Raw genomic sequence first — 17,231 nt, forward strand, 5'->3', positions numbered from 1 at the left:
CCTCGACTCTACGGCCGTCGAGCCCGCGCCGTGGCACGGTACGTGCTCGGGGTCAGGCCCGTGTGGCGGGTCAGGTGGGTGCGGAGGGAGTCCGCCGTGCCGAGTCCGCTGCGGGCGGCCACCTGGTCCATCGGGAGGGTGGTGGTCTCCAGGATCTCGCAGGCGCGGTCCAGACGCTGGTGCAGCAGCCACTGGAGGGGGCTGAGGCCCGTTTCGGCGCGGAAGCGGCGGGTCAGGGTGCGGGTGCTCGTGCCCGCGTGCCGGGCCAGCTCGGCCAGGGTCGTCGGCTCGTGCAGGCGGGCCAGCGCCCAGGCGCGGGTGGCCACCAGGGAGGTGCCGCGCTCCGGCGGCAGCGGGGTCTCGATGAACTGGGCCTGGCCGCCCGGCCGTACGGGGGCCGCCACGACCAGACGGGCCGTGGCGTTCGCGACGGCGGCGCCGTAGTCGCGGCGCACCAGGTGCAGGCACAGGTCGATCCCGGCCGACATGCCCGCCGACGTCAGCACCCTGCCGTCCTCGACGAACAGCACGGCGGGCACGAGCTCGACCTCGGGGAAGAGCCGCCCGAACTCCGCGGACGCCGACCAGAAGGTCGTGGCCCGGCGGCCCTCCAGGAGACCCGCCTGCGCGAGGACGAAGGCACCCGTGCAGATGGAGGCGATGCGAGCGCCCCGTGCGGCGGCGGCCCGCAGGGCGTCAAGCACCCGGGGGTCGGGGCCCTCCCGGTCGGCCGTCCCCGTGATCATCACCGTGTCGGCCCGCTCCACCGCCTCCAGGCCGTCCGGCACCACGACGTCCGTGCCGTACCGCGCCTGCACCACGCCGGGGACGAGCGTGCAGACCGTCACCTCGTACGCAGGCTGCCCGCCGAGGGCCGTCGCGCCGAACACCACCCCCGGGATCGACAGGTCGAAGGTGGTGACCGGCGGGCACGCGATGACCGCGACGCGGTGCGGGCGAGTGATCGGCATGGCTCGAATCTCCGGATTGCTGGCATTCCAGCCACTACTGTACGGCCGGGCCCGGGGCGAGGGTTGACCTGTCAACAACAGCAACTCGCAGTCCCAGTTCAGGAGTACAGCCATGGCCCTGCACGTCATCACGGGCGCCGGTGCGATCGGCACCGCCACCGCCCGTCTGCTCGCCGCATCAGGCGAGCAGGTCCGCGTCGTCACCCGCAGCGGCGGCGGGCCCGATCTTCCGCTCGTCGAGCGGGTCGCCGCGGACATCACCGACACCGACCGGCTCGTCGAGCTGCTGCACGGCGCCCGGACCCTCTACAACGCGGCCGCGCCCGCCTACCAGGACTGGCGGACCGCCTTCCCGCCCCTCGCCGCCTCGCTGCTCGCCGCCGCCGGGCGGACCGGCACCGACTACGTGATGCTGGGCAACGTGTACGGGTACGGAGCCGTCGACGGCCCCCTCACGCCCGACCTGCCCATGAGGCCCAACTCCGACAAGGGTCGGGTGCGCGCCGCCATGTGGGAGGAGGCGCTGGCCGCGCACCGGGCCGGGCGGGTCCGGGTCGCCGAGGTGCGCGCCGGCGACTTCCTCGGGGCGAACGTCCTCGGACTCTTCCCCCTCCTGGCCGTGCCCGCCGTACTGGCCGGCGAGGAGGCCGTACTGCCGGTCGGCCTCGACGCGCCGCACGCCTGGTCCTACACGGAGGACGTCGCGCGGACCCTGATCGCGGTCGGCGGGCGGGACGACTGCTGGGGCCGCGCCTGGCACGTGCCCTCCACCTCCGAACTGTCCCCGAGGGAGCTGATGGGGCGGCTGGCCGAGGTCGCCGGCGCGCCGAGCCCGAGGCTCAGGACCACGACGCAGGAGGAACTCGACGCGGCGGCCGCGGCGGACCCGGTGATGGCCGAGATGCCGGAGATGGCCTACCAGTACGACGGCGAGCTGCGCCTCGACGCCTCCGACACCGAGCGCCTGCTCGGCGTACGGGCCACCGAACTGGACCACGTGCTGAAGGAGTTGATCTCCACCGGGCCGTCGGTGCGGACGGGCAGCTGAGAGCGGCGGGCGCGGCCCCCCGGCCGGTGGCGTACCGACCGACGGGGCCGGGCCCGATTCGCTCGTGCGGGTGACCCGACGGGGGAGGGCGGGGGAAGCTCCTGACGGGCGCGCCGGGCGTACGGAGGGAAGGAACGAATCCTCCCGACCGACCCGGCCGGGCCCGTGAGGACCGGCGACGCCCCCTAGGCCGGACGGAGCATCTGCGCGGCCTCGCCGCACAGTTGAGGAGCCCCGCCGTCTGGTACCCATCTGGATCATGGCCCCCATCCGAATGCTACTGAGCGGCCTGCTCGGCGCCGCGCTGCTGCTCCCCGTCCAGCCTTCCGCCGGCGCCGACGACGGCCGGACCCGGACCGTCGACTACCGCGGTCTGCGCGTCGCCCTCCCGGCCGACTGGCGGGTCGTCGACCTCGACCGGAACCCCGACGCGTGCCTGCGCCTCGACCTGCCCACCCTGTACCTCGGCCACGCCGGCACCCAGGCCGAGTGCACCGGCCGGGCCGTCGCCGACCGCGCCGACACCCTGCACCTCGAACCCCTCGACGGGGCCCCGGAGCGCGCCGACATCCCGACCGTCGCCGTCGACTCATGGAACGTGCTGCGCGAGGTCCCGCCCCGCTCCGACAGCAACGAGCTGCGGTACGCCCTGCGCCGCTCCGCCGTCATGGCCACCGTCTCCTACGGGGCCGCGCCCGACGCCGTGCGCACGGTCCTGGCACAGGCCCGCGCCGTGGCGCCGCCGCCCGCCCCGGCTCCCGCCCCGGCCCCCGTGCCGTCCCCCGCCCCGGGGCCCCGTAGCACCCAGGAGCCCTTCAAGGGCGAGGGCTTCGACGCCTGTACCGCCCCCACCCAGAAGGCCATGGACACCTGGCGGGCCGATTCCCCCTTCGGCGCGATCGGCGTCTACGTCGGCGGCCGGGCCCGGGCCTGCGCCCAGCCGCGGCTCACGGCCCGCTGGGTGGAGCGGCAGGCCGCCGCGGGCTGGCACCTGATGCCGATCTGGGTGGGCCCGCAGCCCTGGCACAACGCCGCCACCGGGCTGTCCACCGACCCCTCCGAGGCCAACGGGCAGGGCCGGGAGGCCGCCGAGGGCGCGGCGGAGGCGGCCCGGTCACTGGGCCTGGCCGCGGGCACGGTGCTCTACAACGACCTGGAGAACTACACGGACCGCGCCACCTGGGACGCCCCGGTCGTGGCCTACCTGACCGCCTGGACGGACCGGCTGCACGAGCTGGGCTTCCGCTCCGCCGCCTACGTCTCGGTGAGCTCCGGGGTCAAGGCGCTGAGCGCCCACTACCACCAGGCGCCCCGGGCCATGCCGGACGTGCTCTGGGCCGCCCGCTGGAACCTCTCGGCCTCCGTCTCCGACGCCGACATGGGCCTGAAGAAAGGCACCGCGAAGTGGGCCGGCCCGCGCCGGGCCCACCAGTTCCGCGGCGACCACGACGCGACCTACGGCGGGATCACCCTCAACATCGACCGCAGCTGGCTGGACGTGAACCCCGCCGCCCTCGGCCCGATCGGCGGCCTGCCCCGGCTCGGCTAGTCCTCGCGCGGTGGTTCGTCGTCGTCGCCCCGGCGCAGGGTGCGCAGGCCGTGCTCCGGGGTCCACGACCGCACCACCAGCTCGTCGCCCTGCACGCGGACGTGGACGACCTCCGTCAGATCGGCGTGGAAGAGGTGGAAGGGGTGCGGGGTCTCGGTCTCCTCCGCGTACCGGTGCAGTTCGGGCGGGTCCACGAGCTCCAGCGCGCGCCCCGAGATCCGTACGTCCCCGTGGGGCATCTCCTCGCCCGCGCCCGGGTTGCTGTGCAGGGCGAATCGGGGGTCGTGCTGGAGGTCCCTGGCCTTCATCGAGCCGAACATCATGCCGAGCCACAGCTCCCCGCCCCGGATGTCGACGTTCAGCCCGGTCGCCCGGGGCGAGCCGTCCTTGCGGAGGGTGGCCAGGACGTGGTGGGGGTACTGCGCGAAGCGGGCCTGGACGGCCGCAGCGAACTCCGGTTCCGCCTTCTCGAAGACTGCCCAGCTGGTATGCGTCATACGTCCATCAAAGCGCGGGCACCGGCGGGCGCAGGTCAGGCGCGCACGATGCCCGCACTGCGCGCTGCCGCCAACCATTCAGGGAACTCACCGAGCAGGCGGTCGTAGAGTTCGCCGTCCGGCACGCTGCGGGGGTCCTGCCCCGCGTGGAAGTAGCCCGCGTTGTCCACGACCCGCATCGCCGGGACAGGCAGCTCGTCCAGCCGGCGCAGGAAGTCGAACTGCGTGCTGCGGGTGTTGCCGAAGCCGACGAACTGCCAGAAGAGCGGCAGCCGGGCCGCCTTGCACAGGTACCGCTCGGCCGCGAGCTTGTTGATCGGGCCGCCGTCGGTCTGGAAGACGACCAGGGCGGGCGCCGTCGCCCCCGAGTCCAGGTAATGGTCGATGACCGCGTCCATCGCCGCGTGGTAAGCCGTCTTGCCCATGTGGCCCAGCCGCGAGGCGATCTCGGTGACCCGGCCCTCGTGCCCGGCCAGGGAGATCTCCTCCACCGCGTCGACCTCGGTGGAGAAGAAGACCACCGGCACGCGGCCGTCGTCGTCCAAGTGGGCGGACAACCCCAACACCTGATCCGCGAGGGCCTGCATGCTGCCGTTCGCGTAATAGGGGCGCATCGACCCGGAGTAGTCCAGCACCAGGTAGACGGCGGCCCGGCCGCCCTCCAGGCCGTACTTGCGCAAGGAGACCCCGGCGCTCTTGTAGAGGCTCACGAGCGCCGGAGCCGTCTCCTCGACCTTGCGGAGGTTGATCGCACTGCCCGTCATGGGGCGAGCGTACGGCAGTGCGCCGGCCCGTCAGTCCGCCGTGGTGAAACCCAGATCGGCCGCCAGCCGCGCCCGGTGCGCGGCCGGCGCGCCGAGCAGGAGGGCGGAGCCCTGGCGGCAGCCGCCGCGCGGGCGAGCGCCCGGGCCGTCTCCACTTCCGCGCCGACGGCGCCGAGTGCGCAGGCGATCCACCCGCGGCTGTCGGGGGCCCAGAGCGCCACCCGGTCCCCGGGCCGGATCCCGTGGGCGATGGCGGCGCGGGCGGCCGCCGCGATCTCGGCGGCCAGTCGTACGAAGGCCCAGCGGGCCTCGCCGTCGGCGAGTGCCTCGCGCTCCCCGTACGCAGCGGCCGCGTACCGCGACGGGCCGCCGCTGCTGTACTTCCGGCGCTCCTACGGCAGCTTGCCGCGGCCTTCGCGCTCGGCGAGCTCGTTGATGTCTTCGAGCATGCGCGCCGCGAGGTCGCGCTCGGAGGCGTAGTACCGCTCGGCCCACTTGAGCGTGAGGGTCGGGTACGCCCAGGCGCTCTCGTCCTTCGAGCCCTCCACGTCGGCCATCGCGCGACGGTGCATCTTCTCCGCGAACTCCTGGTGCTGGACGAGGACTTCGCGCATCTGCTCCGGTTCCAGCAGGTGGCCCAGCCACAGGCGCAGCATCGGCCCGTGCTTGAGGACGGGCGGGTCGACGGGGGCCTCGCGGGCCCACTCCCGTACGGCCGCCATGCCCTCGTCCGTGATCCGGTAGACCCGCTTGTCGCGCGTTCCGGTGTCCTGGGCGACCATCCGCGAGGACGCGTAGCCCGCCTTCTCCAGGCGCTTGAGCTCGCTGTAGATCTGGCTGAACGACGGGCTCCAGTAGAAGAACCGCAGCGACCCGTCCGACCACTTCTTCAGGTCGTAACCGGAGAGCTCCTCTCCGAAGGAGAGCAGCCCGAGCACCGCCCAGCTGGTCGCGGGGAGCGCGCGCTTGTTCGTCTCGTCTGCCACGCAGCGCAGTCTACGACCGGCCTCACGGCGCCCTTCCCCCTGCAAGATATGCCTGCTAGAAATATTCCTATTAGAAATAATTGTTCGAAACGCTGGACGGAGGGACCTCACCGTGAAGTTCTCGATGATCTTCGAGGCGCAGCTCGTCGACCCCACCCCCGAACGCGAACGCCAGGTCATCCACGACTGCGTCGAGCAGGCCGTCTACGCCGAGGAGATGGGCTTCGACCGGATCTGGGCCGTCGAGCACCACTCCCTGACCCAGTACGCGCACATGAGCGCCTCCGAGATCTTCCTGACCTGGGTGGCCGCCCGCACGCGCCGGATCAGGATCGGCCACGGCGTCGTCACCATGCCCTTCGGCTACCAGCACCCGGTGCGCGTCGCCGAGCGCGCCGCCATGCTCGACGTGCTCTGCGGAGGCCGCGTCGACATCGGCGCCGGGCGCGGCGCCACCCGCCAGGAGATGTCCATGTACGGGGTCAGGCCCGAGGACACCTACCCGCAGATGGAGGAGGCCCTGCGGATCTTCTCCTCGGCCTGGAAGGAGGGGACCTTCGAATGGCACGGCTCCCTCGACATCGGCCCCGGCGCGATCCTGCCCCGCCCCGTCCAGGACCCGCACCCGCCGCTGTTCATGGCCTGCTCCAAGCACGACACCCTCAAGCTGGCCGCCGAGCTCGGCATCGGGGCCCTGGTGATGGGCTTCGCCGGCGCCGACGACGTCCGCGCCATGCGCAAGGTCTACGACGAGGCCATCGCGACGCGCAGCGGCGAGCGCCTGGTCTCCACCGTGGTCAACGACCACCTCTCCGCCCTCTGCCCGACCATCGTCCTCGACGACGCCGAGCGGGCCCTGCGGCTGGGCACGCGCGGGCAGCGCTTCTTCGCCGAGTCCATCGCGCACTGGTACGGGAACGGCCCCGAGCCGACCGAGTGCGCGGAGGAAGAGGACCACGTGGCGGCCCTGGCCAAGGGCCGGGAGGAGCTCGTCGCCAAGCTGAACGGGGCGAACATCCCCGCCCGCCCCGTCGACACCGGCACCTACAACGCCGAGCACGCGTACGGCAGCGCCGAGAGCGCCATCGCCTACGTCGAGCAGCTCCGCGAGATCGGCGTCGACGAGGTGATGTGCCTGATCCAGATGGGCACCGTCCCCCAGGAGGCGTGCATGGAGACCATCCGCCAGTGGGGCGAGAAGGTCATCCCGCACTTCCGCGCGCTGGAGGGCTGAGCCGTGGGGGAGCAGCTCGACGGGAAGGTCGTCGTGATCACCGGCGCCGGGCGCGGCCAGGGCGCCGCCGAGGCCCGGCTGTGCGCGGCGGCGGGGGCCCGGGTGGTCGTCACCGACATACGGGAGGACGAGGGGCGGGCGGTGGCCGCCGAACTCGGGGACCAAGGACTGTACGTCCGCCACGACGTGGCCGACGCGGCGAGCTGGGCGAAGGTGGTGGAGCGGTCGGTCGGCGCCTTCGGCGCGGTCTCGGCGCTGGTCAACAACGCGGCCCTGTGGCGCACCGCCCACGTGGAACGGCAACGGCTGGAGGACTTCGAAGCGCTCCTGCGGGTCAACCTGCTCGGCCCGTTCCTCGGCATCCAGGCGGTCGCGCCGGTGCTGCGGGCGGGCGGGGGCGGCTCGATCGTCAACATCTCCTCCACCGCCGGACTGGTCGGGATACCGGGCCACGCCGCCTACGGATCCACCAAGTTCGGACTGCGCGGACTGACCCGGTCGGCGGCGCTCGACCTCGCCGGGGACCGGATCCGGGTCAACTCGGTGCACCCGGGGGCCATCGACACCCCGATGGTGGCCGGGGCGGTGGCGGGCCGGGACTGGTCGCACGTGCCACTGGGGCGCATCGGCCGCCCGGAGGAGGTCGGGGAGCTGGTCCTCTTCCTCTGCTCGGACGCGTCCTCGTACGTGACGGGCAGCGAGTTCACCGTGGACGGGGGGATGACGACGGCATGAGCGACCTCCGTGCACCCGATCCCCTCTCACCGCAGGCCCGGCGGCTGTGCGACGCGATGACCGCCGGCTTCCCGGGGCCGGGCGACGTCGACGCCCTCCGGGCGGCCGCGGCGTCCGGGTCCGGCCGCGAGGGTCCGGCCGTGGCCTCGGTGTCCGACGCCGTCGCGGGCGGGGTCCCGGTCCGCGTCTACGACCCCGCGCCCGGCCGGTCCGACCGCCCCCTGGTCGTCTTCCTGCACGGCGGCGGCTGGGTGATGTGCGGCCCGGACACCCACGACGCGACCTGCCGCTCCCTGGCTGTGGCCGCTGGCGCGGTGGTCGTCTCGGCGGACTACCGGCTGGCCCCGGAACACCCCTGGCCGGCGGCGCCGGACGATGCGCTGACGGTCCTGCTCTGGGCGCGGGAGCGGTCCCGCGCGCTCGGCTGCGACCCCGGCCGGGTGGTGCTGGCGGGGGATTCCAGCGGCGGCAACCTCGCGGCCGTGACGGCCCTGCGCGCGCCCGAACTCGTAGCGGGACAGGTGCTGTTCTATCCGCCGCTGGACGCCCGGATGGACTCCGCCTCCGTGGAGAGGTACGCGGAGGGCTACTTCCACACCGCCGCCCACATGGCCTGGTACTGGGACAGCTACGGCGGCGACCCGGAGCACCCGCACGTCTCGCCGCTGCGCGCCCCCGACCTGTCGGGCCTGCCGCCCGCCCTGATCGTCCTCGCCGACTGCGACGTGCTGCGCGACGAGGGCCTCGCGTACGCCCGCCGGCTGGCGGCGGCCGGCGTCGACTGCACGATCCAGCTCCACCCGGGGGTCTTCCACGGCTTCCTGGGCCTGCCCCTGCCGGCGGGCGCCGCCGCGCTCCGGGCGGCCGCGGCCTGGGTGGCGGGGGCGGGAAGGGCGGGGCCGCCGACCTCCCGGGCATGACCCAGGCATGATGTGTCCATGGCTGAACTGATACGGAGACTGTCGGGCGCGGCCTTGCGCATCGGCCTCCTCCTGGCGGTGGAGTCCGGTGCGATCTGGCTGCTCCGGGGACCCGGGGGAGCCTGGATCCCGGTCCTGTTGGCCGTCTTCGTCGTCGGCGCGGCCGTACCGCACGGCACCGGCGCGGAGTTCGTCGCCCGTACCTGCGTCGCACTCCTCGCCGTCGGCGTCGCGGTGGCCGGCGGGACCACCTGGGACCGGCACACCCTGCACGACCGCGGCCGGGAGGAGCGGGCGGTCGTCGCCGAGCGGACCGCGGCGCAGGACGGCTCGACCTCGGCCCCGTCGCTACGGCTGCGCACGGAAGCCGGCCGGGACCTGCCCGGCCCGGTGGAGAAGGACCTCCCGGTCGGCGCCCGGCTCACCGTGACGGTGGACCCCGACGGCCCGGCCTGGACCGTGGGCGGCCGCCCGGCCCGCCCGCTCTGGCCGGCGGCCGCCACCGGAACCCTGCTCCTCCTCCAGACCGCCCTCGTCGGCCGGCTCTCCCTGCGTCCCCGCCGCTAAGGAACTTCCCGGCGATCAGGACCTCCGGCCATCCGGCTCGACGGCCACTTCGCCCGACGAATTCGTGACCGCCGCCATGTGTCAAGTCCCGAAATCTCGGGACGTGAAGCATTTGTTCACCCTGGGCCTAATTGAGGCATGGGATCACGCAGAGCAGGTGACCCACCCGCGCCGTCCGGAACGGATCTGGCGACGTGGCCCTTTCTCACCGGAGGTGAATCCTCATGACTCACGCATTCGTCACTCGGCGTCTCGCCGTCCTTACGGCCGCGTCCGCCCTGGCCGCAGCGGGTGCACTGCTGCCTTCCAGCGCATTCGCCGCGACGCCGAACGTCAGCACCGCAACCACGACGATGGCGGTCGAACACGGCGGCCACGGGCATGGGCACGGCCACGGTTACCACCACCGCCACCACGGCCACCATCACCACAGCCACTGTCACGGCTACTGGGACTGGGGCTGGGGCTGGTAGGTCGGCGAGACGGAAAAGGTCATCGTTGACGTGAACAATTGAGTTCCGGTCCAGGCTGTACGGCAAAGCCGTACAGCCTGGACCGCCGAACGCGTGCCGCCTACTTGATCGTGTAGGAGCAGCCCTTCACGGTCGTGACGCCGTCGCTCTCCGCGACCTTCTTCCCGTCGACCTTGATGACGCACGGGGCCTGCTGCAGCGTGCCGTCGGCGCCGTTGATCGTGCCCGGGACCACGCTCACGAGGTAGCCCACCTTCTGTTCCGCGGCGGTGAGTTCCGCGGTGCCGCTCTTCGACCACGGCAGGGTCTGCTGCTCGAATCCGCTGCCGATGCCGTTGTACATGACCGCCGTCTTTCCGGTGCCGCCGACCTCCAGGGTCACCTCGTGAGTGGCGCCACCGGCCTTGGCGGGGGCGGACGGGGCGCTCGTCGAAGCCGCCGGCGCGCCCTCCCCGGCCGGCTTCGGCTTCGGTTCCGCGCTCCCGCAGCCGGTGAGCAGTGCGGCCGCCGCTGCGCACGCGGTCAGCGCGGTCACGCCGGTCATCGTCCTTCGCATGGTGCAAGTACCCCGATCTTGTTACCGATTGTGTGATCGAAAACAATGGACGCATGACCACACGTGCCCGTTCCTTCGACGCAGCGGCCGCTTCGTACGCGGCCCACCGCCCCAGCTACCCCCCAGCCCTCTTCGACGCCGTCGAGTCCCTCACCGGGCGGCCGCTCGCCGGGGCCCGGGTGGCCGACGTAGGAGCCGGGACCGGGATCGCCACCGCGCTCCTGCACGAGCGCGGGGCCGAGGTCCTCGCCGTGGAGCCCGGGGACGGAATGGCCGCCGAGTTCCGCCGCACGTACCCCGGGATCCCGATCGTGCGCGGCGACGGGGACCGGCTGCCGCTGGCCACCGGCGCGTTCGACCTGCTCACCTACGCCCAGGCCTGGCACTGGACCGACCCGGTCCGCTCCGTGCCCGAGGCCCGCCGGGTGCTGCGGCCCGGCGGTGCGCTCGCGCTCTGGTGGAACGACACGGACGCCACCGTGCCGTGGATCGCCGAACAGGAGGAGCGGCTCCGGGTCTTCTTCGAGGTCAAGGGGGAGACCCGCCGCATCCTGCCCGAAGGGCTCGGCGAGTTCACCAGCCGTTCGGTGACGTGGACCCGGCGCATCACGTTGGACGACCACCTCGCCAACCTCGCCAGCCACTCCGCCTTCCTGGTCCTGGGCGAGGCCCGCACCCGCGAGTACTTCGCGGGGGAGCGGGAGCTGCTGAGCGCGCTCTTCCCGGACGGCACCGTCGAGGAGCAGTACGTCGTGAACCTCAGCGTCGCGGTGGTGTGAGGGACCGCAGGACCTCGGCCCGGCAGGCCGACGGCGTTCCCCAGGCGTCCCGCAGCGGTCGGGCCTTGCGCAGCCACAGGGACAGGTCCAGCTCCTCGGTGTAGCCCACCGCACCGTGGAGCTGGAGCGCCGTCATCGCCGCCCGGTACGACGCCTCGCCCGCCGCCAGCTTCGCCGCCGCCACCTCGCCCGGGCCCGGCGACAGCGCCGCCGCCCACACCAGCGGGCGGGCGAACTCCAGGTCGAGCAGGGTGTCCGCCAGCCGGTGCTTCACCGCCTGGAAGCCGCCGATCGGCGTGCCGAACTGCGTGCGCTGCTTCGCGTACTCCACCGTCCTGGCCAGCAGCGCCTCGCCGACGCCCAGGCACTGGGCGGCCGTCAGCAGCCGGGCCCAGCGGCCGGCCGCCTCGGCCGCCCGGGTCACCGCCGGGCCCGCCGCCAGCAGTTCACCCCCGTCGTCCCCGCCGGCCGGCGGGAGGGACAGCCGGCGCGCGGGGTCCGTCGACCGGACCGGTTCGCGCGGACCGCCCCGCCATCGCAGTTCGCCCGCCCCCGACACCGTGAAGCAGTACGTCGCCGCGTCCGCGTCCAGCGCGTACGGGCTCCCGTCCGGCAGGGTCAGCGTGGCGGAGGTCTCGCCCTGCGCCAGCCCCGGCAGGAACCGTTTGGCGAGCGCCTCGTCCGCCAGCTCCGCCAGCAGCACCGACGCCGCGGCGCTCTCCACCACGGGCCCCGGCACCCCGGCCCGGCCCAGCTCCACGAAGCCGAGCGACAGCTCCAGCGGGAGCAGGCCGGCCCCCTCGTACGCCTCCGGGACGGCCAGCGCGAACAGGCCCGTCCCCGCGAGCCGGGACCACAGGGCCCGCCCGGGCGCGGCGTCGCCGTCCGCCCAGGCCCGTACCGCCGCCGGGACCTGCGCCGAGCCCAGCAGGGAGCGCAGCGTACGGGCGAAGTCCGACTGCTCGTCGGTCAGCAGGAAGCGCATCAGCGGCGGCCCTTCGGGAGGCCGAGCAGCCGCTCGGCGATGATGTCGCGCTGGATCTCGTTCGTCCCCGCGTAGATCGGCCCGGCCAGGGAGAAGACCCACGGCTCGGCCCACTCGCCCTCCGCGAGCTCCGCGTCCGCGCCCAGCAGGTCCAGCGCCGTCTCGTGCAGGGCGATGTCGTACTGCGACCAGAACACCTTGTTCAGGCTGGACTCGGCGCCGATCGTGCCGCCCGCCGCGAAGCGGGAGGCGTTCGCCCAGGTGAACAGCTCGTACGCGCGCGCCCCCACCACCGCGTCCGCCACCCGGTCGCGCAGCGCGGTGTCGGACGGGTCCCCGTGCGTGCGCCACAGCCCGACCAGCCGGTCCGCCGCGGCCAGGAACCGGCCGGGGGAGCGCAGGGTCAGCCCGCGCTCGTTGCCCGTCGTCGACATGGCGATCCGCCAACCCTGCCCCGGCTCCCCGATCACGTCCTCGTCCGGTGCGAAGACCTGGTCCAGGAAGAGCTCCGCGAAGGCGGGCTTGCCGTCGAGCCGGCCGATGGGCCGCACCGTCACCCCCGGCGCCCGCAGGTCGAACATCAGGTACGTCAGCCCCTGGTGGGGTTTGGGGGCGTCCGGGTCGGTGCGGAAGATCCCGAAGGCACGGTCCGCGAAGGCCGCCCGCGAGGACCAGGTCTTCTGCCCCGTCAGCAGCCAGCCGCCCTCCGTGCGGACCGCCCGCGACGTCAGCGACGCCAGGTCGGACCCCGACTCGGGCTCCGACCAGGCCTGCGCCCAGATCACCTCGCCGCTCGCCATCGACGGCAGCACCCGCGCCCGCTGCTGCGGGCTCGCGTGGTCGAAGAGGGTGGGGGCGAGGAGGTTGATGCCGTTCTGCGAGACCCGGCCGGGCGCGCCCGCGGCCCAGTACTCCTCCTCGAAGACCAACCACTTGACGATGTCCACGCCCCGGCCCCCGTACTCCTCGGGCCACGAGACCACCGACCAGCGGTCCGCGTGCAGCACCGCCTCCCACTCCCGGTGCGCCGCGAAGCCCTCGGCCGTCTCCAGGGAGGGCAGGGGCCGGGCCGGGACGTGGGCGCGGAGCCAGGTGCGGGCCTCGGCCCGGAAGGCCTCCACGTCCGCCGTGTGCGCGAGTTCCATCAGGTGTTCGCCTCCTTCAGGGCGGCCGTGCTCACGCCGCCGAGCGAGTCCGCGGCGGTCTCCGCGTTGTGCGCGCGCGCCAGGTGGTGCAGGCCGAACACCGAGTCCATGCCGGTGTGCAGGCCCTGGAGGTCCTCGGCGGCCCGGTAGAAGGCGTCGTCCAGCGCGTACGTCATCGCGCTGTTCTGCGCGTTGCGGTAGCGGGGGCGGTTCATGGTCACGTACGCGACCGGGCCGCGGCGCTCGTAGAGCACGGGTGCGTCGTCGGGCATGCGGCGTCCATCCTTCACGAGCGAGCTTCCCTAACAAGTGTTTGGTAGGTTAACGTACGGCCATGAGCAGCGTCGAGGAGTTCCGCACCGAGGTCCGGGGGTGGCTACGGGTCCACCTCACGGGCGAGTTCGCCGCCCTCAAGGGCCGCGGCGGCCCCGGCCGGGAACACGAGGCCTTCGCCGAACGCCTCGCCGGGGAGCGTCACATGGCGGCCCACGGTTGGACCTGCATCGGCTGGCCCGTCGAGCACGGCGGCCGCGGCGCGACCCCCGCCGAGCAGATCGCCTTCCACGAGGAGTACGCCCGCACCGACGCCGCCCCCTCGCTCCTCGCCGACGGCGCGCACGACGAGATCCAGCGCACCCTCATCGCCGAGCGGATCCTCGGCCTTCCCAAGGAGGTACGGGCGTGACCGCCACCCCCGACTACGTCGCCGGGCACGGACTGCTGAAGGACCGCACCGCCGTCGTCACCGCCGCCGCCGGGGCCGGGATCGGCGGAGCCACCGCCCGCCGCCTCCTGGAGGAGGGCGCCCGCATCGTCATCGGCGACGCCCACGCCCGCCGCCTGAAGGAGACCGAGGAGGCGCTCGCCGCCGAGTTCGGTGCGGACCGCGTCACCTCCCTGCCCTGCGACGTCACCGACGAGGACCAGGTCCAGGCCCTCTTCGACCTCGCCGAGCACACCCACGGCCGCCTCGACGTCGTCGTCAACAACGCCGGCCTCGGCGGCACCGCCGCCCTCGTCGACATGACCGACACCCAGTGGTCCCGCGTCCTCGACGTCACCCTGAACGGAACCTTCCGCTGCACCCGCGCCGCCCTGCGCGCCCTCAAGGCCTCCGGCGGCGGCGGAGTGATCGTCAACAACGCCTCCGTCATCGGCTGGCGCGCCCAGACCGGCCAGGCCCACTACGCCGCCGCCAAGGCCGGAGTGATGGCCCTGACCCGCTGCGCGGCCCTGGAAGCCGCGGAGTTCGGCGTACGCGTCAACGCGGTCGCCCCGAGCCTGGCCATGCACCCGCACCTGGTGAAGGTCACCAGCGAGGAGCTCCTGGCCGAACTCACCGCCCGCGAGGCCTTCGGCCGGTACGCCGAACCCTGGGAGGTCGCCAACGTCATCGTCTTCCTGGCCAGCGCCTACTCGTCGTACATGACCGGCGAGACGGTGTCCGTCAGCAGCCAGCACGCCTAGGGGGTGCGTTGGCTGAGAATGGACGCGTGCCAACGAACAAGCCGACAGCGCCGACGACCAAGAAGAAGCCGCAGGTGACGGCCTCCCCCGAACGGCGTCGTGAACTCCTCGACACCGCCGCCGAGGTCTTCGCCGCGCAGGGCTACAACGCCACCACCGTCCGCAAGATCGCCGACGCCGCCGGCATGCTCGCCGGCAGCCTCTACTACCACTTCGATTCCAAGGAATCGATGCTCGACGAGATCCTCTCGGCCTTCCTGACCGAACTGTGGGACGGCTACGACACCGTCCTCGCCGCAGGTCTCGACCCCAGGCAGACCATCGAGGCCCTCGTCACCGAGTCCTTCCGGGAGATCGACCGGCACCGCGCCGCCGTCGCCATCTACCAGAAGGAATCCCGCACCCTCTCCGCGCAGCCCCGCTTCCACTACCTGTCCGACTCGCAGCAGAAGTTCGAGAAGGCCTGGCTCGGGACCCTGGAGCGGGGGGTCGCGGCCAAGGTCTTCCGCGCCGACCTCGACATCCGCCTCACCTACCGCTTCGTGCGCGACACGGTGTGGGTGGCGGCCTCCTGGTACCGGCCGGGCGGACAGCACAGCCCCGAGGAGATCGCCCGCCAGTACCTGTCGATGGTGCTGGACGGGATCGCACTGCGCCCCACCTGACCGACCCGACCGACCCGACCGTCTGAGGAGTCCCGATGCCCGAGGCCTACGTAGTCGATGCGGTACGCACCCCCGTGGGGCGGCGCAACGGCGGCCTGTCCGCCGTCCACCCGGCCGACCTGGGCGCACACGTCCTGAAGGCACTGGTCGAGCGGTCCGGGGTGGACCCGGCAGCCGTGGAGGACGTGGTGTTCGGCTGCCTCGACACGGTGGGGCCGCAGGCCGGGGACATCGCCCGGACGGCTTGGCTGGCGGCCGGCCTGCCCGAGGAGGTGCCCGGGGTCACCGTCGACCGCCAGTGCGGGTCCTCGCAGCAAGCCGTGCACTTCGCGGCGCAGGGCGTCCTGTCCGGCACCCAGGACCTCGTGGTCGCGGGCGGCACCCAGAACATGTCGATGATCCCGATCGCCTTCGCGTCGCGGCAGGCGGCGGAGCCGCTGGGCCTTGACGAGGGGCCGTACGCGGGCTCGGCGGGCTGGCGGGCCCGGTACGGGGACGCCCCGGTGAACCAGTTCCACGGCGCCCAGCTGATCGCGCAGAAGTGGGGGATCACCCGGCAGGACATGGAGGAGTTCGCCCTGCGCTCCCACCGGCGGGCGGTCCGGGCCATCGACGAGGGCCGCTTCGCGCGCGAGACGGTGGCGTACGGGGAGGTGAGCGTGGACGAGGGCCCGCGCCGGGACACGACCCTGGAGAAGATGGCCACCCTGAAGCCGGTGGTCGAGGGCGGCACCATCACGGCAGCCGTCTCCTCCCAGGTCTCGGACGGGGCGGCGGCCATGCTGATCGCTTCCGAACGGGCGGTGCGGGAACACGGCCTGCGGCCGCGCGCCCGCATCCACCACCTCTCGGTACGGGGCGAGGACCCCATCCGCATGCTGTCCGCGCCGATCCCCGCCACGGCGTACGCGCTGAAGAAGACCGGCATGTCGCTGGCCGACATCGACCTGGTGGAGATCAACGAGGCGTTCGCCCCGGTGGTGCTGGCCTGGCTGAAGGAGACCGGGGCCGACCCGGAGCGGGTCAACGTCAACGGCGGCGCGATCGCGCTCGGCCACCCGCTGGGGGCGACCGGGGTCAAGCTGATGACCACGCTCCTGCACGAACTGGAACGCACCGGCGGCCGCTTCGGCCTCCAGACCATGTGCGAGGGCGGCGGCCAGGCCAACGTGACGATCATCGAGCGGCTGTAGGCCTCCCGGTCACTCCGGGAGCAGGGCGAAGCCGAGGAGGACGGCCGCTTCGACGCGTACCGAGCCCGGGGTGAGGGCGCCGTCGTCCTCCGGGTCCCCGCCCCTGCGGCGGCCGTGGCTGTAGCCGCCCATCGACTCCGGGTCGACGTCCTCGATGTGGATGACCGGCCCCAGCCGCACCCCGCACGCCTGCGCGTACACCTCGGCCTTGCGCCGGGCGGCCGCCACCGCCCGGCGCCGGGCCTCGTCCCGCATGGCGGGCTTGTCCTCCACCTCGAACCGCACGGAGTCGACGCGGTTCGCGCCGGCCGTGACCGCGTCCTCGATCAGGAGCTCCAGCTGGGCCAGCGCCTCCGTCCGCACGGTGTACGTGGCCACGCAGCCGTAGCCGTGGAAGGTCTTGTCCGCGCCGTAGCCGTTGTACTGCGAGGTGAGCTGGAGCCGTGACCCGGACACGTCCGAGTCCGGTATGCCGTGCTCGCGCAGGACCTCCCGCAGCCGGGTGACCGCCGCGCCCGCCTCGGCGAAGGCCGCCTTCGGCGTCGGGGCGATGAGGTCGACCGCCAGGTCCACGTGGGCGAGTCGGGGTTCGGCGGACACGCTGCCCGCGCCGAGCACACTGAGCCCCCAGGGCTCTTTGATCGCTGCCATCTCATGATCAAACCAGCCGGGGCGGGCAGCCGCCAGGTACTTCCGC

21 protein-coding genes and 1 pseudogene are annotated in these 17,231 nt (G+C 73.3%); 12 read left to right on the forward strand and 10 right to left on the reverse strand.

Annotated elements, in window-relative coordinates; translation table 11 throughout:
• Positions 1-8: 8 nt before the first annotated feature.
• Positions 9-971, reverse strand: coding sequence for a GlxA family transcriptional regulator (locus OG386_RS31270; RefSeq protein ID WP_328790866.1), 963 nt, complete (start codon positions 969-971; stop codon positions 9-11).
• Between the two features lie 112 nt (positions 972-1,083).
• On the opposite strand from OG386_RS31270, the gene OG386_RS31275 reads away from it, so the two are divergent.
• Both OG386_RS31275 and OG386_RS31280 read left to right on the forward strand, forming a co-directional pair.
• A complete protein-coding gene (locus OG386_RS31275) occupies positions 1,084-2,019 on the forward strand; it encodes an NAD-dependent epimerase/dehydratase family protein (RefSeq protein ID WP_328790867.1) in 936 nt (311 codons plus the stop codon).
• A 259-nt stretch (positions 2,020-2,278) separates the two neighbouring features.
• Entirely contained in the window at positions 2,279-3,568 is a 1,290-nt protein-coding gene (locus tag OG386_RS31280) for a DUF1906 domain-containing protein (protein WP_328790868.1), read from the forward strand.
• On the opposite strand, the gene OG386_RS31285 is transcribed toward OG386_RS31280, so the two are convergent.
• The 4 genes and pseudogenes from OG386_RS31285 to OG386_RS31295 all read right to left on the reverse strand — a co-directional run bounded on the left by OG386_RS31285 (position 3,565) and on the right by OG386_RS31295 (position 5,815).
• Positions 3,565-4,065, reverse strand: coding sequence for a pyridoxamine 5'-phosphate oxidase family protein (locus OG386_RS31285; RefSeq protein ID WP_328790869.1), 501 nt, complete (start codon positions 4,063-4,065; stop codon positions 3,565-3,567). The two genes, OG386_RS31280 and OG386_RS31285, sit on opposite strands and share 4 nt — an antisense overlap.
• A gap of 35 nt (positions 4,066-4,100) precedes the next feature.
• Positions 4,101-4,829 carry a vWA domain-containing protein gene (locus OG386_RS31290; protein WP_328790870.1) on the reverse strand — a complete coding sequence of 243 codons (729 nt, stop codon included), beginning with the start codon at positions 4,827-4,829 and terminating at the stop codon, positions 4,101-4,103.
• Positions 4,826-5,170: pseudogene (locus OG386_RS47015) on the reverse strand (hypothetical protein); the annotation flags it as partial. The gene OG386_RS31290 and the pseudogene OG386_RS47015, both read right to left, overlap by 4 nt.
• Positions 5,171-5,221: 51 nt before the next feature.
• Positions 5,222-5,815 (reverse strand): PadR family transcriptional regulator, encoded by a 594-nt coding sequence (locus OG386_RS31295; RefSeq protein WP_328790871.1) that lies wholly within the window; start codon positions 5,813-5,815, stop codon positions 5,222-5,224.
• Positions 5,816-5,927: 112 nt separating this feature from the next.
• On the opposite strand from OG386_RS31295, the gene OG386_RS31300 reads away from it, so the two are divergent.
• From OG386_RS31300 to OG386_RS31320, 5 genes are all read left to right on the forward strand, one after another.
• Entirely contained in the window at positions 5,928-7,049 is a 1,122-nt protein-coding gene (locus OG386_RS31300) for an LLM class flavin-dependent oxidoreductase (protein ID WP_328790872.1), read from the forward strand.
• 3 nt (positions 7,050-7,052) lie between these two features.
• Positions 7,053-7,784 (forward strand): SDR family NAD(P)-dependent oxidoreductase, encoded by a 732-nt coding sequence (locus OG386_RS31305; protein WP_328790873.1) that lies wholly within the window; start codon positions 7,053-7,055, stop codon positions 7,782-7,784.
• Positions 7,781-8,704, forward strand: coding sequence for an alpha/beta hydrolase (locus OG386_RS31310; RefSeq protein ID WP_328790874.1), 924 nt, complete (start codon positions 7,781-7,783; stop codon positions 8,702-8,704). The genes OG386_RS31305 and OG386_RS31310 overlap by 4 nt, the downstream gene beginning before the upstream one ends.
• A gap of 18 nt (positions 8,705-8,722) precedes the next feature.
• Positions 8,723-9,271, forward strand: coding sequence for a hypothetical protein (locus OG386_RS31315; protein ID WP_328790875.1), 549 nt, complete (start codon positions 8,723-8,725; stop codon positions 9,269-9,271).
• A gap of 224 nt (positions 9,272-9,495) precedes the next feature.
• Complete coding sequence (locus OG386_RS31320) at positions 9,496-9,744, forward strand: hypothetical protein (protein WP_328790876.1); 249 nt, start codon at positions 9,496-9,498, stop codon at positions 9,742-9,744.
• A gap of 100 nt (positions 9,745-9,844) precedes the next feature.
• On the opposite strand, the gene OG386_RS31325 is transcribed toward OG386_RS31320, so the two are convergent.
• A complete protein-coding gene (locus tag OG386_RS31325; RefSeq protein ID WP_328790877.1) occupies positions 9,845-10,288 on the reverse strand; it encodes a hypothetical protein in 444 nt (147 codons plus the stop codon).
• 65 nt (positions 10,289-10,353) lie between these two features.
• Here OG386_RS31325 and OG386_RS31330 point away from each other — a divergent pair, with 65 nt between their 5' ends.
• Positions 10,354-11,079, forward strand: coding sequence for a class I SAM-dependent methyltransferase (locus OG386_RS31330; protein WP_328790878.1), 726 nt, complete (start codon positions 10,354-10,356; stop codon positions 11,077-11,079).
• Here OG386_RS31330 and OG386_RS31335 read toward each other — a convergent pair.
• The 3 genes from OG386_RS31335 to OG386_RS31345 are packed head-to-tail and all read right to left on the reverse strand — an operon-like array spanning position 11,060 to position 13,481.
• Entirely contained in the window at positions 11,060-12,064 is a 1,005-nt protein-coding gene (locus OG386_RS31335) for an acyl-CoA dehydrogenase family protein (RefSeq protein WP_328790879.1), read from the reverse strand. The genes OG386_RS31330 and OG386_RS31335 overlap by 20 nt on opposite strands.
• Positions 12,064-13,209, reverse strand: a complete 1,146-nt coding sequence (locus tag OG386_RS31340; RefSeq protein WP_328790881.1) for an acyl-CoA dehydrogenase family protein — start codon at positions 13,207-13,209, stop codon at positions 12,064-12,066. The genes OG386_RS31335 and OG386_RS31340 overlap by 1 nt, the downstream gene beginning before the upstream one ends.
• A complete protein-coding gene (locus OG386_RS31345) occupies positions 13,209-13,481 on the reverse strand; it encodes a hypothetical protein (protein WP_328790882.1) in 273 nt (90 codons plus the stop codon). Before OG386_RS31345 ends, OG386_RS31340 begins: the two co-directional genes overlap by 1 nt.
• A 62-nt stretch (positions 13,482-13,543) precedes the next feature.
• On the opposite strand from OG386_RS31345, the gene OG386_RS31350 reads away from it, so the two are divergent.
• The 4 genes from OG386_RS31350 to OG386_RS31365 are packed head-to-tail and all read left to right on the forward strand — an operon-like array spanning position 13,544 to position 16,534.
• Positions 13,544-13,894, forward strand: coding sequence for an acyl-CoA dehydrogenase family protein (locus OG386_RS31350; protein ID WP_328790884.1), 351 nt, complete (start codon positions 13,544-13,546; stop codon positions 13,892-13,894).
• Positions 13,891-14,676 (forward strand): SDR family oxidoreductase, encoded by a 786-nt coding sequence (locus OG386_RS31355; protein WP_328790885.1) that lies wholly within the window; start codon positions 13,891-13,893, stop codon positions 14,674-14,676. The genes OG386_RS31350 and OG386_RS31355 overlap by 4 nt, the downstream gene beginning before the upstream one ends.
• A gap of 26 nt (positions 14,677-14,702) precedes the next feature.
• Complete coding sequence (locus tag OG386_RS31360) at positions 14,703-15,341, forward strand: TetR/AcrR family transcriptional regulator (protein ID WP_328790886.1); 639 nt, start codon at positions 14,703-14,705, stop codon at positions 15,339-15,341.
• 35 nt (positions 15,342-15,376) lie between these two features.
• Positions 15,377-16,534 carry an acetyl-CoA C-acetyltransferase gene (locus OG386_RS31365; protein ID WP_328790887.1) on the forward strand — a complete coding sequence of 386 codons (1,158 nt, stop codon included), beginning with the start codon at positions 15,377-15,379 and terminating at the stop codon, positions 16,532-16,534.
• Between the two features lie 9 nt (positions 16,535-16,543).
• Here the strand turns inward: OG386_RS31365 and OG386_RS31370 are convergent, their stop codons facing one another.
• Positions 16,544-17,185, reverse strand: a complete 642-nt coding sequence (locus OG386_RS31370) for an SIMPL domain-containing protein (protein WP_328790888.1) — start codon at positions 17,183-17,185, stop codon at positions 16,544-16,546.
• Positions 17,186-17,231: the final 46 nt, after the last annotated feature.

This window comes from Streptomyces sp. NBC_00273 (genome assembly GCF_036178145.1).
GTDB lineage: Bacteria > Actinomycetota > Actinomycetes > Streptomycetales > Streptomycetaceae > Streptomyces.

Coding starts and splice junctions, on each gene's coding strand:
- OG386_RS31290 (WP_328790870.1), bottom strand. CDS start 4,829: ATGACGGGCAGTGCGATCAACCTCCGCAAGGTCGAGGAGACGGCTCCG.
- OG386_RS31285 (WP_328790869.1), bottom strand. CDS start 4,065: ATGACGCATACCAGCTGGGCAGTCTTCGAGAAGGCGGAACCGGAGTTC.
- OG386_RS31280 (WP_328790868.1), top strand. CDS start 2,279: ATGGCCCCCATCCGAATGCTACTGAGCGGCCTGCTCGGCGCCGCGCTG.
- OG386_RS31340 (WP_328790881.1), bottom strand. CDS start 13,209: ATGGAACTCGCGCACACGGCGGACGTGGAGGCCTTCCGGGCCGAGGCC.
- OG386_RS31325 (WP_328790877.1), bottom strand. CDS start 10,288: ATGACCGGCGTGACCGCGCTGACCGCGTGCGCAGCGGCGGCCGCACTG.
- OG386_RS31365 (WP_328790887.1), top strand. CDS start 15,377: ATGCCCGAGGCCTACGTAGTCGATGCGGTACGCACCCCCGTGGGGCGG.
- OG386_RS31330 (WP_328790878.1), top strand. CDS start 10,354: ATGACCACACGTGCCCGTTCCTTCGACGCAGCGGCCGCTTCGTACGCG.
- OG386_RS31275 (WP_328790867.1), top strand. CDS start 1,084: ATGGCCCTGCACGTCATCACGGGCGCCGGTGCGATCGGCACCGCCACC.
- OG386_RS31345 (WP_328790882.1), bottom strand. CDS start 13,481: ATGCCCGACGACGCACCCGTGCTCTACGAGCGCCGCGGCCCGGTCGCG.
- OG386_RS31320 (WP_328790876.1), top strand. CDS start 9,496: ATGACTCACGCATTCGTCACTCGGCGTCTCGCCGTCCTTACGGCCGCG.
- OG386_RS31335 (WP_328790879.1), bottom strand. CDS start 12,064: ATGCGCTTCCTGCTGACCGACGAGCAGTCGGACTTCGCCCGTACGCTG.
- OG386_RS31310 (WP_328790874.1), top strand. CDS start 7,781: ATGAGCGACCTCCGTGCACCCGATCCCCTCTCACCGCAGGCCCGGCGG.
- OG386_RS31315 (WP_328790875.1), top strand. CDS start 8,723: ATGGCTGAACTGATACGGAGACTGTCGGGCGCGGCCTTGCGCATCGGC.
- OG386_RS31370 (WP_328790888.1), bottom strand. CDS start 17,185: ATGGCAGCGATCAAAGAGCCCTGGGGGCTCAGTGTGCTCGGCGCGGGC.
- OG386_RS31270 (WP_328790866.1), bottom strand. CDS start 971: ATGCCGATCACTCGCCCGCACCGCGTCGCGGTCATCGCGTGCCCGCCG.
- OG386_RS31350 (WP_328790884.1), top strand. CDS start 13,544: ATGAGCAGCGTCGAGGAGTTCCGCACCGAGGTCCGGGGGTGGCTACGG.